We start from the raw sequence: 12,971 nt of genomic DNA on the forward strand, positions 1-12,971 counted from the left end.
CTTTTATTGCTGAGCCGGAGCTTCTTTTGCCCCGGTGTCCGGCTGCTGGGTAGCAGCCGGCGGCGTTTCGCCGAGCCAGATGTCTATGGTTTTCTGGACCTTGGCCGCGAATTCATCCGCCACATCCGAAACCTTGCCCCGCATTTCATCCATCTTGGCCCGGATTTCCCGCTCCTTGATTTCCGCCAGCATGTCCCGGTAGCCCTGTTCAATCATGGCGCGCTTGAGTTCCGGGTGCGCGTCAAAATCGGCCGAGGACCACTTCCGGACATCGACATGGGTGTCGGCATAGGTCAGGTAACGCTTAACAAGAACGATAACGCCCTTGTTCGTCTTGACAACGTGATGATCAGCCGCCCAGTAGGCGCCGATGCCAATAATCGCGACAAACACCAGCAAAGTGATAAGTTTGTTCATTTCCGTCTGATCCTCCTCCGCAATAATCCTTCTGTTATTGTGTCCCGGCCTGAACCTCATTGCCAGTGGTAACGAATCGAGGCAAGCCTGCCCGTATGGAATCGTGTCTAATCGACCGTCCCGGCAACCTGTCGGGGAAGCCTCATGTCTCCAGCTTCAGCGCAAAATTCATGATGTAGTAGTTATACGCCAGGGCCGCGCCCACGGCGATAATAAAAAGGATCACGGTAAACCAACCTGTCAGGGCCGCGCCCAGAAGCAGATAGGCGATCAGCGCGTCGGCCGCCGTGTAGACGGCCAGGGTGAAGGCGTTTACCTTGTTGGATTCTTTTCTGACCATGCCCCGGATAAAGGATATGGAGAAGACCGGCAGCAGCAGCACAACAACCATCCAGCTTAAGAACCGCCTGGCGGGCCGGATGCCATGTATCTGCTCCTGTACCGCGGCGCCGCTCAACAGCCCGGAGGCGATTTCGTTATGGTATTTCCGGCTCAGGAGGACCTGGCCGCTTTCCACGGAGGCGATTAGAAGATCGCAGTCGATCCTGGCTCCTCCTGAAACCGACTCAAAGGCGTTAATCCTGCCGAAGATGACGTTCTGCGCCCCCAGGGCTTTGCCCCGGCTGACGGCAGGGCTGATATCGGCAAAAACCGGCTGCCGCAGGTTTAAAAGCGCGCGCGCCTTTTCCATAAAGGTCCGGTCACGAAGATCAACAACCCCGGACAGTTCGATGCCGGAGCGAAGTTGATCGGTCACGTAATCGGAAGGGTCATTGGCCAGGTGCAGCAGAGCGGTTACCCCGGCAGCGAGCTGCGCTTCGTGTAAATCCCTGATTACCTGGGGCACGATCTGGTCGGCCGCCTGCCTGCGGAGCGGGCTGACTTCCGGCTTGTGCGGCCCGAGATAAGTCCAGCCAAGCCAGGCCAGGTAACACGCGAACGCCATTGTCCCGGCCTGCATGAACGCTCTATATTGCCAGCGGTTGAACATTATGCCAAACTCCTTTCCGTGTAGACTTCAAAGCACATCCCTGTCTTTATAACGGCCGTGCCAGGGTTCATTCCACTATCGCACCATGGCTTAAGAGAAAATCCTTAACTTTACCTTTCGTCCATTTTATGGCTCTTCTGCCCTCTTTTTCTATAGCGTTCACATCAGCTCCGGCTTCGATCAGAAGTTTCATGATTGCGATACAAGGTTCTGCAATTTCTGGGCGAGAACTTGAAGCAAGTGCTACTGCTATCAGAGGGGTAAATGAATAGGGAGGAGAATTGGGATTCGCCCCATGATCAAGCAACCATTTTACTGACTGGTAATCGTAGCCCAAACAAACGTCCTTTAGAATAGGCCCTCCTTCATCTCCCCCATTGATATTCGCCCCTTCTTCCAGCAATTCCTCCGCTGTTTCAAAGTCATGTTTACGTACCGCGTCACAAAAGGCGTGTTGAACAGCGCCTCTTTTCTCTTTCGTTAGTAACTTTCGTGGTGGTTGTCCTCCCGTGACTCTCGCTTCGCCCTCAGTGGTCGCTTTTCCGCAGGAAGGGCAGAACTGAAAAGACAGGTCGATTTCTTTGCCGCAGCCCTGACAGACATGTTTTTTGGCTATTTTTTGTCCGCAGGCCGGGCAGGCATTCCAGCCGCTCTGTATCTCCTGGTTGCATCTGGTGCATTTCATCGCGTATGTCTTTCTCTATTGTTGATTTTGCGGCTTTCTTTATTAAGCATGATGTTACTCGTCTCTTTAGCTAAAAATGCGCTGTCAATCAGACAATAAACATCAAATCCCAATTCTTTTTCGGGCATAGGCCAACGCGTCTTCAGGTTCTTTTTCCAGATCATCTACGGCCTTCGAATAACTTTGTTTGAGTTTCTCAAAAATGTTTGGCGTCATTCGAGGTATAAGTTCTTTTGCAAGGGCGAGGCTATCATTAATAAATTCATATGCTGATCCATGGACCTCATCATAAACCCAATCATAGATTTCCTTGAACTGCTCCAGCCGGGCTTCATCAAAAGCAGGTATCTGTATAAGTTCTTTTGCAAAATTTAGACTATCATCGATAAATTCATAAGCTGAGCCATGAACTTCATCATAAAACCAATCATAAACAGCTTTGAACAGCTCCAGCCGGGTCTCATCAAATGCAGGTATCTGCAAGAGTTCAATCGTAAGTTCCAATGCTTCATCATTTAAATCACTATCGTTAGCCCAGACAGAATCCATTGCCCACTCGAAAATTGTCTGCGCCAGGGGAAACTGTTCAGGCGCGATGGCGATTGATAATTGTTCGGCCTTCTGCAATGCCTCAAGGCAATAGTCCGTGTCTTCACCATAAAAGGTCTCGAAAACCCACTGGTAAGCATCCTTTAAAAACGTAAACTCCTCTTCCGTCAGCTTCGCGACCAACCTTGAAGCCTTCTTGTCGGCTTCATCCGCATCCAGGCCGCATTCGTAAAAAAAATCATAAATATCGACCCGGTCAACCTGGCGTTCGGTTTTTGCGGTTGTTGTCTTTTGGACAGTGGTCGCTTTCCCACAGAAAGGACAAAATCGAAAGGACAGGTCGACTTCCCGGCCGCAGTTCGGGCAGATATGGTTCTGGGCTATTTTTTGTCCGCAGGCCGGGCAGGCGTTCCAGCCGCTTTGTAACTCCTGGTTACATCTGGTGCATTTCATCGCGTATGCCTTTCTGCTGTTGATTTTGCGGCTTGCTTGTTCATGGCGTTAACGGTCAGCGTCATAAACACGAGCTTGTGAGCGTCTTGCGCACGCTGTGGTTAGGCCTGTTTTATATTTTTTCGAACACATATTTTTTGTTTTTCACTAAAACATTCGGCGGTATTTTTTGAGCCTCAAAGATATCGTATCCTTCTTTGAGATTTTCCCAGAAGTTAAACCATTCTGATTGTTTGTGTATGTTCATATTTATTTCAGTCATTCGAAATGGGAATATGTGTACTCTAAAAAAGGGTTGCTCGTTTCGGAGGGCTGCATCCGCCATGGCGTATATCTCTTCGATTTTTTTGTTTGTCATTGCATAACAACCAATTGACACGCAATTGCCATGAACCATAAGAGCGCTGCCGGTTCTTCCATGTACTCTATCGTAGGCATTTGGATAGCCTATATTAAAAGATAAATGGAACTGGCTATTCGGATTTAACTGGGTGGCTTTGACAAAATAGAATCCTTCAGGGCTTTGCTGATCACCAGACATTAGTTTGGGGCCAAGCCCACCTGAATAAAAACAAATTTCGTAGGTTTTAAACAATTCGAACCTTTCTGAATTTTTAACCCACAGTTCCAGTTCACCGGTTTCCTTAAAAATTCGAATATAAATTGGCGACCCGAAATTAAGCCCCTTGTCCTTGAGTTCCTGTTCAAGAACCGGTTTAACCTTTGCAATCGCATCTTCTGATCTCCTGCTTGAAGGCAAATCAGCAGAGAAGGCTATGTTTTGGAAATAGGAGCCAACAATAAAAACGATGACAAAAAATACGAATTTTCTCATATCGGTAGATTTACCTGTTATTTGTTTGTTGGCTTATGTTCATCGTCACTACATTCTGCAGTGTACCAATTTTTTGGCGGCCAGGGGCCTTCGCCCTGAGACCCCGGAAACAAAGTATAAAAATTTGAAGTCCAAAATGTTATTTTAAATCCAGCACGACCCGAAACCCGACATTGTTGCTCCGGTTGTCTTGCTGGTGCCTGCCACGGTACGCCGATCGACAGAACCTGGCGTAGTCATACCAACTGCCACCGCGCAGAATGCGATAACCAGAGTCACCAGCCCATGGGCTGCCGTCTGACGGTGCGCCTTTATAATCTTCATGCCAGGGGTCCTCACACCATTCCCAGACATTGCCAATCATGTCATAAAGGCCCCAGGCATTTGGCCGCTGTTCACCCACTGGATGTGTCCCGCCGCCGCTGTTGTCGTTAGACCAGCCGATGCCCAAAGTACTGTAACGCGAATCAGTCGAACCGGCACGGCAGGCATATTCCCACTCGGCTTCAGTCGGCAGTCGTATCTCGCCTAATTCCAAATCCAGCCGATCATGAAGGCAATTTAAAAAAATGTCGCCCTCATTCCACGACACACTTTCAACGGGAAGTTTTTCTGTGTTGTTCTTCTGGAAATGCGAAGGATTATGGCCTATGACAACCTGCCACTGCTGCTGGGTAACAGGAAATTTGGCCACATAGAGAGGCGAGGAGATGGTCACTTTATGTTGTGGTTTTTCGTTCTCGGGAGCGTCTCCTTCATCGGGGGAGCCCATGAGGAACTCTCCCGGCGGAACCAGCCGCAGGACGATCCCCGTTTCTTTCAGCCTGACTTCCAGGGGATATCCTTTCTCCACCCACTCCTTCTGGCGCTTCTGGGCTGCTTCGCTGCCGGCATTTAAGCCACCCAGCCGCGCATATGCGGCGTCGGCAATTGGTTCCAGCCAGTCCGGCAGAAGGGGTTTTCCGTTTGCCGCCCCTTGAGCAGTGGTCGCTTGTCCGCAGGAAGGGCAGAACTTAAAAGCGCTGTCGATTTCATTGCCGCAGCCCTGACAGACATGCTTTTTGGCTATCTTCTGTCCGCAGGCCGGGCAGGCATTCCAGCCGTTCTGTATCTCCTGGTCACACCTGGTGCATTTCATCAAAGGTTCCTTTTTGCTATGAAAGAGTTTTTTCGCAGTTGGGGCAGAACTTCCAGGACCTGTCTACCGCGCATCCGCATGCAAGGCATTTTCTCTCCGGCAGAAGCGATTTTTCGCAGTTGGGGCAGAACTTCCAGGACTTGTCTACCGCGCAACCGCAGGCGGTGCATTTTCTTTCCGACAAATTCCTGCCGCATGTCGTGCAAAAAGCATAGGAAGCAGCAACCGGGCTTTGGCAGTAGGGGCACTGGTCGGTTTCTGCTTGGGCGGCGTTTTCCTCAATATTCCGGGGTTCGTCAGTTGTTGTATCGGTTTGTATGACGACTTGATTTTCTTCCGTCGGCGGGGGGGGGGGCTCCAGAGGAGGTGTCCCGGTCAAGGGTGGCGTTTCAGCACGTGGAAGGTCTTCTTCTGACTGTGCCTTCGGAATTTTTTCGTCCCCGACTGGAAGTACCAGCGCCACGGGTGGCGTTTCAGCAATCGGTTCGCTGGGAATTTTTAACGGCCGGGCCGACGGCACGACAAGGGAGGGGAGGACGCCGCTTTTCTGGATCCAGGGCCGCTGGTCGATGGTAAAGCCGTAATTTCGCGCCAGGGCAGCCATTTTTTGAGAGAGGATCTCTTCGACCTGGTCGGTGAGCGTGACGGCGTCGCCGGTCTCCAGACGTTCCTGCAGGGTCTGCAAGAGGGCCAGAGAGAAAACGCCCTGACGGCACTGAGCGATCTCACGGGACTGTTGGCCTTCGTCGCAGGAGCAGATGATGGCCAGCGAACCCGCCCCGGCCGGTTCGGCCGAGACCATTTCCCGCAGGCACTTGACGTCCCGCAAGCCGGCACCTGTACTGCGTTCGCCGCGAAGCAGGTCGGTGCGGCAGGCATCCAGGATCAGGACCCGGTGAAGGCCGTTTCGGGTGGTTTCCTGCTTGATAAGGTCCAGGGGCACGGCGTGCTGGTGATACTTTAACCGGGAATAGCGGGCCCTGGGGCAGAGCAGCAGGTGGCGGCCCTCATATTCCACGCCATGGCCGGCAAAAAAAAGCAGAAAAAGGTCGTTCGGGGCAAGGCCGGCAGCCATGTCATGGGCCGTGTCCAGGAGCAGGTCGCTGTCCGGGCTGAGCAGGTTGCGGACATCGTCGTACCCGGCCCGGTGCTTGAAAAAGGCGTAAAGCTCGGTGGCATCGGACTCGGCGCAGTCCAGATTGTTGATCTCCGGGTCCTCGTACCGGTTGACACCGATAAACAACGCCGCGCGCTTCATGATTATCTGCCTTTCGTTAACTCGGTATCCAGTTCACGCTCCGTTAATTTTGTTCCAGCGGCGAAATATGCCGCTTCCCTCTTGCGTCTGCCCGACGAGTCCTGTGCTACAAACCGGGCAGGGCCGCTTGGTGAACTTTTTGAAAAGATCAATCCTCCAGGGCAGAGCGGCACACCGGGCAATTCCAATGTCCCCACCCGTCCGTTTTTCTGCACTCTTCATGAACAAACTGGTTGCATGTCGGACAACGGCTGCCGTCCTTTGCCGTCGCCCGTTCACCACAGCCGGGGCAAATAAACTTATCGGCCTCTTCGTCCTTTTGAATACCACTCCCTGAAGACAGCCCCAGTTCCCGTTTTATGTATTGAACCTCTCTGCGAAGGGTAGCGACAATATCCAGATCCTTCTTGTCTCTATTGCAAAGCATGTCCCAAAAAGGTCCTGCATATGTTGCGTCTCTGTCCTCTACCGCCTCATAAATTTGATTTCGAAGAGAAAAACACAACTCCGGATCAGCAGGTTTGGCCATGCCAAAAAGCATGGCAAATCCTTTACCAAACTGGGGCCTTAACTCCCTTTCATAATCGTCTATGGCCTGCCTGAATTCATCAAGGAGCCTTTGCGCGCGCCTCTTCTGCTCCGGTGTGGCCTCCTTTGCCTTTTCAAACACATCATCGTCCGGCAAATCAGGAACATCATCTGGCACATCATCGTCCGGCAATTCAGGGATATCAGAACTATCATCTCGCCAGCCACATACCGGACATGCGACCCACTCCGGTTCCATTTCTTTGCCGCATTGTCCACAGACAGTGGATTGCATACTTGTCGCGCAACTGGGGCAGACAGCCCAGTCGTTTTCTACCTTGCGGCCGCACTTCGGACATTTTTTGCTCATAGAAACCTACCTTTTTAGCGAATATATTCTTCCGGATCCTCGCGGCAGGACCGCAATTTTTTTTCTAACGTTTTCCGCTCTATATCTGATGTTATTCTGGATGCGACATAACGAAATAATTCCCGCCCCTTCTTTTGTTCTCCCATAAAAAAATATGCTTGGCCTAAATAACCCCATGAAATATCATCAAATATTCCCTTGTTGTTGCCTTCTGCCCGTTTTATGAAATCTTCAGCCTTGCGAAGAACAGAGACGGCACGGTTGGTATTATCAAGATTATCAAACCAGAGAAGAGCAAGTTGCATAGCATGAAATCCAGGTAAAGTATCAGGAAATCCGATCGACTCGAACTTCTCAATAACTGATGTTGCAAACTGAAAATCACCAGCGTCATAAAAATTCTTAATTAGATCAGCCATGAAGATTAGATCGCCTGTTTCCAGCCGAGTAATTGCCTTTTCCAACATCCGTTTGCTGGCGGCAACGTCACCGGTTATCCTAAAATATCCTTCTGCTACATCAATGAAATCGCTCTTTGCTTTAGCCAAACGCTCTGCCTTTTTCAGTAGATCGTCAGGATCAATCTTGTCGGAAGGCAGCACACAGGTATATTGGGCCAGTGTCACGTATTCCGAAGCAGATGCAGCTTTGGCATAGGCATCTTGCCACAGCCGTGCCGCCTTATTGCCATCACCAAGCAGGTCGTAAAAAGCCAGCGCTATGTTTGTCGCATCATAGACGCTGTCGGCTGATCTGCTGGCACGCTCCAATGCTTCGGCTGTCTTGTTGCGTTCTTTAAAAATCAGGGCATAAATATAAGCGGCGCGCAGGAAAAAGCTTGTTTTATCTTCTACTGAACCGTAGCTATACTTGACAGGTCCTCTTTGGATTTCCTTTGCCCCATCCATCCGGCTGAACCGGCCTTCAACAGCATCCGGCAACTGTTTGAACAGATGAATCCTCACGATGCGATTTAAATCAAGAAATACACAAAAATGCCAATTGGGGGAAAGCGCCATGGCTTTTGTAGAATGTTCAAGTAAGCTGACAGCCTGATCCTTGTCCGTTGGTTTTTCCAGATTATCCAGACAGAAAAGCGCATCAAACGCCAATCGCTTTATCCTTTGTATCCGGTTGCCAAGGACTCGCTCCCTGAATTCCAGGAGGGCCGGGGAAAGATGAGCGGACTTTTCTTTGTCAGCGGTTGGTATGGAAGTGTCTTCTGATGGCTGCTTCGGAATCTTTTTATTCTTGACTGGAATAATCTGCGTCACGGGTGGTGTCTCAGCAATCGGCTCGCTGGTGATTTCTCCCAGCCGGGACGATGGGGCGACAAGGGCGGGTGTGGCGCCGCTTTTCTGGATCCAGGGCCGCTGGTCGATGGTAAAGCCGTAATTTCGCGCCAGGGCCGCCATTTTTTGAGAGAGGATCTCTTCGACCTGATCGGAGAGCGTGACGGCATCGCCGTTCTCCAGGCGTTCCTGCAGGGTCTGCAAGAGGGCCAGAGAGAAAACGCCTTGACGGCACTGGGCGATTTCGCGGGACTGCTGGCCTTCATCGCAGGAACAGATGATGGCCAGCGAACCGCCCCCGGCCGGTTCGGCCGAGACCATCTCCCGCAGGCACTTGACGTCCCTCAAGCCGGCACCGCCGCCCCGTTCGCCGCGAAGCAGGTCGGTGCGGCAGGCGTCCAGGATCAGGATTCGGTGAAGGCCTTTTCGGGTGGTCTCCTGCTTGATAAGGTCCAGGGGCACGGCGTGCTGGTGATACTTTAGCCGGGAATAGCGGGCTTTCGGGCAGAGCAGCAGGTGGCGGCCCTCGTATTCCACGCCGTGGCCGGCAAAGAAGAGCAGAAAGAGGTCATCCGGGGCAAGGCCGGCGGCCATGTCATGGGCCGTGTCCAGCAGCAGATCACTGTCCGGGCTGAGCAGGTTGCGGACATCGTCGTACCCGGCCCGGTGCTTGAAAAAGCCGTAAAGCTCGGTGGCATCATACTCGGCGCAGTCCAGGTTGTTGATCTCCGGGTCATCGTAGCGATTTACACCGATAAACAACGCCGCGCGTTTCATAATCGCTTGCCCCCCTGTCCTATTCGTCGTCTTCCCCCGCGTCATTCGGGCCGGTGCGCTTTTCGCGCCAGGCATCAAACTCCTTCATCATGGCGGCAGTGACGGAAGGCCGGACACGCGCCAGGGCGTCCTTGAAATCCTGCGAGCCGACCATGGCTTCGGTTTCACCGGCCAGTTGCCGCTTCAGCGCCGAGCGCTTGGCCCGGTCGCAGACTTCGGCAATGTCCGCCCCGCTGTAACCTTCGGTCTGCGAGACGATTTCATCGTAAGCCAGGTCGGTAGCCACCGGCACGCCCTTGAGGTTGTATTCCAGCATGGCCTTGCGGGCGGGCGCGTCGGGCGGGCCGACGTAGATGTGCGTTCCCATTCGGCCGGGACGGATGACCGCCTCATCGAGCACCCAGGGTTTATTGGTCGCGCCCAGCACCAGCAGGCAGTTGGTGTTCTTCACCAGCCCGTCCATCTGCGTGAGGAACTGCGCGACGGTGCCGATTTTGCGGTTGCCGCGCTTGGCCAGCAGATGATCCACCTCGTCGAGGAAGAGCACGGCCTTGGGATGCTTACGGGCCTCGTCAAAGAGCCGCTGAATGTTCTTCTCGGTCTCGCCGACGTACTTGTCCTTGATCTGGGAGGCGTTGACGTTGAAGAAGGCTGCGTCCAGCTCGCCGGCGATGGCCTTGGCGACAAAGGTCTTGCCGTTGCCCGGCGGGCCATACATGAGGATGCCGCCGCCGATCTTGACCTTGAATTTTTCATAGGCCTCCGGATGCTGAAACGGCTCGATGACCTTATCGCGGAGTTCCTGCTTGACGTCTTGCAGGCCGGCCACATCGTCCAGCTTCTCCGTGGGTTTTTCCTTGAGTTGCCACTGGGACTGGGCCGCGTCCTCTTCGCCGGCGGATTCCCTGACCTGCTTGCGACCGGGGGCCGGGGCCTGTTTGACCGCCTTGGCCTTGAGTTCCTCGGCGATGTCCAGCAGTTCGAAGGCGTCGTCCACATAGCTTTGAGCGATCTTGCCGTCAACCTGCTCGGCCAGCGCAAAACCGAACTCGGCGGCCTTGGCCGTGTGAAAGAAAGCTTTGGCATAATCCTTCTCGCTCAGCGCCTTTTCGGCGGCGTTTTCGTGTTCTCGTTTCTTATCGGCGATGAAACTCATTTGTCGCCCTCCATCAGATTCTTAAGCCGCCGTCTCCCTTCGCCTATGCGCTGCTTGAGGCTGGGCTCGGTTTCGCCGCTTTCCGCGGTCTTGGCCGTCCGGGGACCGCCCAGGTCGGCGGCGACCTCGTCGGACAGTTGCTTCATCATGTCATCCGTGGAGGGGATGGCATCGGCCATCTGGGTTTCGGCGCCTTCCATCTCCTTGCCGTACATCTTCTCCCAGATCTTGTCGGTATCCACCTGCTCGCCGAGTTTATCCTGAACCTCGTCGAGAACATCGGCCACCGCTTCGGGGTCGATCTTGACCACGGTGTTGATGGCGGAAAGCGCCTGGGTAAAATCCTGATCGGTCTTGGCCAGTTCCAGCTTGGTGAGCAACTGCTCGAAGACCCAGCGCTTCATCTCCAGCTTGCCCATCATTACCTCGCTGGCGCGCACCGTTTGCAGGTTACGCTGGGCGGCGGCCTTCTGGCCGTCCTTGAGATACTGCCGCGCCTCGGTCCAGGCCTTGTCGCGGTCCTTCTTCAGCTTGGTGAGGCGGTCCTTGACGACATCCACCGCGCTCTCGGCTTCTCGAAAGGCCTTGCGCCGCTTTTTGGCCTCCTCCCGCTCCCGTTCCTGTTTTGACTTGAATAGGCTCATGATTTTTGTCCTTTCTGTTGACTGTTAAGCCGCTCGTAAATATTCAATTATCCCGGAATTTTTCTTTAAACAAACAAAAGAGATCATCTTTCCTGATCCGGTTTTAGAGATGAGAACCGGGCGGGGCGTTCTCCACGGAGGATACCAGTCCCGCCCGGCCTCGCCGTACGGATTTGGCCAGCCGCCTTGAAAACCGGATGACGCAGGAGCAAGGCCAGGACTTTCACCGCCACACTCGACGGATCCATGAATCCGTCGATTCCGGGCGGGCCACAGGGGCCGGGAAAGTGCAGCACGACCCGAAAGCCGTTGTTGTTGTTCCGGTTGTCCGGCTGGTTCCTGTTGCGGTTGGCCGACCGGCAGTTCCTGTCGTTGTTGTTCCAACTGCCGCCGCGCAGGACGTGGGCCGTTAACGGTCTTGCCCCTTTGGAAGGTCCACTCCCGCGAAAGCCGCCGGAGCAGACAAACGCTGTTTGCCTGTCGCGCATGGCCGATCCAGCCGTCCAGGCGCGGCTTGATGTCTTCCCAATCCATATCGCCGGCGGCATAGGCCTGGCGCATGTTTCGCACGCGACGACGAAAATCCCGGATATTATTCTTGCGAATTTCCCGATGGGTCGGCCATATGCGGAATCCCACAAAAGTAGCGCCTTCCCGCACGGGCCGGATGGAAAGCCGTTCTTCGTGCAGGCGCAAACGAAGCCCGGCGGCAAAGTCCCGGACGCCGTCAACAGCCTCGGCCAAGTCGGGCCGATGGCGGGAAAGCAGAACAAAATCGTCGCCATAACGCACATAGGCCCCGACGCCGAGGCGACTGGTGATAAAATGATCCAGGCCCGTCAAGTACCAGTTGGCAAACCACTGGCTGGTGAGATTGCCGATGGGAAGCCCCCGTCGGCGACAATGGGGTTCCAGCAGATCATCTCCCGGGAAATATTCCAGAACCGCTTCCTGCTCGTTGCTGCCATCCACGATCAGATCCTGCAAGCGGAGAACCGGCCGGTCTTTTATGATGCGTCGGAACAGGGCTTTGAGAATTTCGTGGTCGATGCTGGGGAAAAATTTGCGGATATCGCCTTGAACAAAGTAGGCGTGCCGCCGCATCAGCGCCTGGAGCCGATTTGCCGCCGCAAGAGTGCCTTTGCCTTTTCTGCAAGCAAAGCAGGCCGGATGCATGTGCCGATCCAGGATCGGCTCCAGCACGTTTATCAGGGCGTGGTGGACAACCCGGTCCCGGTAGGGAGCGGCCGATATCAGGCGCGGCTTCGGGCGGCTGATCCAGTGCGTCGAGAAAGCCCCCGGCCGATAGGAACCGTCCAGCAGTTGATCCCGCAAAGAGAGCAATTCCGTTTCCAGGCGGAACTCGAATTGCTGCGTGGCCGAGCGGTTTCGTTTTCTTCGCCGCGCTTTGCAGGCCGCCAGGAGCAGGTTGTCCCAGGAGATCACGGAGTCCCAGAGGTTTCCGTACCGCTTCATGATGCGACTCCCTTGCTGGCCAGCCATCCGCCGATCTGCGCGCCGATACTTTGCATTCTTTCGGCCGCATGTCCGTGACTTTTCTGCGGCAGGGCCTTCAAATCCTTGGACAGCCTGACCTGAAAGCGAAGCACCTCCAGTTCAATGTTCGCATCGTTGAGAAAATCCGTTTTGCGGCGCGAATATTTGGCCCGCAGAAGCAGTTCCAGAATCCGCTGAAGGCGATTCTCCATGGCCAGCCCCAGACTGTAGCGATGATGGCGCGGGAACTTCTCCGTATGACTGATGAGCCACAGGGTGAAGTCATAGAAGTCCTGAATGACTTTCAACTCTTGCGCCATATTCTTCTCTCCATGCCGAGCGGCCATTTTTGCCGTCGACCAGGGGCTTCGCCCCTGGACC

Annotated in this window: 13 protein-coding genes and 1 pseudogene; all 14 read right to left on the reverse strand. The window is 54.0% G+C overall.

What is annotated here, in order from left to right; genetic code table 11:
- Positions 1-3 precede the first annotated feature (3 nt).
- On the reverse strand, positions 4-417 hold the full coding sequence (locus AB1724_12835; protein ID MEW6078695.1) for a hypothetical protein: 414 nt from the start codon (positions 415-417) through the stop codon (positions 4-6).
- 142 nt (positions 418-559) lie between these two features.
- Complete coding sequence (locus AB1724_12840) at positions 560-1,363, reverse strand: hypothetical protein (GenBank protein MEW6078696.1); 804 nt, start codon at positions 1,361-1,363, stop codon at positions 560-562.
- A gap of 112 nt (positions 1,364-1,475) precedes the next feature.
- On the reverse strand, positions 1,476-2,093 hold the full coding sequence (locus AB1724_12845; protein ID MEW6078697.1) for a zinc ribbon domain-containing protein: 618 nt from the start codon (positions 2,091-2,093) through the stop codon (positions 1,476-1,478).
- A gap of 102 nt (positions 2,094-2,195) precedes the next feature.
- On the reverse strand, positions 2,196-3,095 hold the full coding sequence (locus AB1724_12850) for a zinc ribbon domain-containing protein (protein MEW6078698.1): 900 nt from the start codon (positions 3,093-3,095) through the stop codon (positions 2,196-2,198).
- A 112-nt stretch (positions 3,096-3,207) separates the two neighbouring features.
- Positions 3,208-3,930 carry a murein L,D-transpeptidase family protein gene (locus tag AB1724_12855; protein ID MEW6078699.1) on the reverse strand — a complete coding sequence of 241 codons (723 nt, stop codon included), beginning with the start codon at positions 3,928-3,930 and terminating at the stop codon, positions 3,208-3,210.
- 139 nt (positions 3,931-4,069) lie between these two features.
- Complete coding sequence (locus AB1724_12860; protein MEW6078700.1) at positions 4,070-5,068, reverse strand: SUMF1/EgtB/PvdO family nonheme iron enzyme; 999 nt, start codon at positions 5,066-5,068, stop codon at positions 4,070-4,072.
- A gap of 16 nt (positions 5,069-5,084) precedes the next feature.
- Positions 5,085-6,326, reverse strand: coding sequence for a caspase family protein (locus AB1724_12865; GenBank protein MEW6078701.1), 1,242 nt, complete (start codon positions 6,324-6,326; stop codon positions 5,085-5,087).
- Between the two features lie 148 nt (positions 6,327-6,474).
- The gene (locus AB1724_12870) at positions 6,475-7,224 is read right to left on the reverse strand and encodes a zinc ribbon domain-containing protein (protein ID MEW6078702.1); all 750 of its coding nucleotides are present in this window, start codon (positions 7,222-7,224) and stop codon (positions 6,475-6,477) included.
- A gap of 14 nt (positions 7,225-7,238) precedes the next feature.
- Entirely contained in the window at positions 7,239-9,293 is a 2,055-nt protein-coding gene (locus AB1724_12875; GenBank protein MEW6078703.1) for a caspase family protein, read from the reverse strand.
- A 19-nt stretch (positions 9,294-9,312) separates the two neighbouring features.
- The gene (locus AB1724_12880; protein MEW6078704.1) at positions 9,313-10,449 is read right to left on the reverse strand and encodes an ATP-binding protein; all 1,137 of its coding nucleotides are present in this window, start codon (positions 10,447-10,449) and stop codon (positions 9,313-9,315) included.
- A complete protein-coding gene (locus tag AB1724_12885) occupies positions 10,446-11,093 on the reverse strand; it encodes a hypothetical protein (protein MEW6078705.1) in 648 nt (215 codons plus the stop codon). Before AB1724_12885 ends, AB1724_12880 begins: the two co-directional genes overlap by 4 nt.
- A gap of 83 nt (positions 11,094-11,176) precedes the next feature.
- Entirely contained in the window at positions 11,177-11,641 is a 465-nt protein-coding gene (locus AB1724_12890) for an SUMF1/EgtB/PvdO family nonheme iron enzyme (GenBank protein MEW6078706.1), read from the reverse strand.
- Positions 11,642-11,732: 91 nt separating this feature from the next.
- Positions 11,733-12,596, reverse strand: a pseudogene (locus AB1724_12895) (reverse transcriptase domain-containing protein).
- Complete coding sequence (avd, locus tag AB1724_12900; GenBank protein ID MEW6078707.1) at positions 12,566-12,910, reverse strand: diversity-generating retroelement protein Avd; 345 nt, start codon at positions 12,908-12,910, stop codon at positions 12,566-12,568. Before avd ends, AB1724_12895 begins: the two are co-directional and overlap by 31 nt.
- Between the last annotated feature and the right edge of the window lie 61 nt (positions 12,911-12,971).

The organism is Thermodesulfobacteriota bacterium, from assembly GCA_040753795.1.
Taxonomy (GTDB): domain Bacteria; phylum Desulfobacterota; class Desulfobacteria; order Desulfobacterales; family Desulfosudaceae; genus JBFMDX01.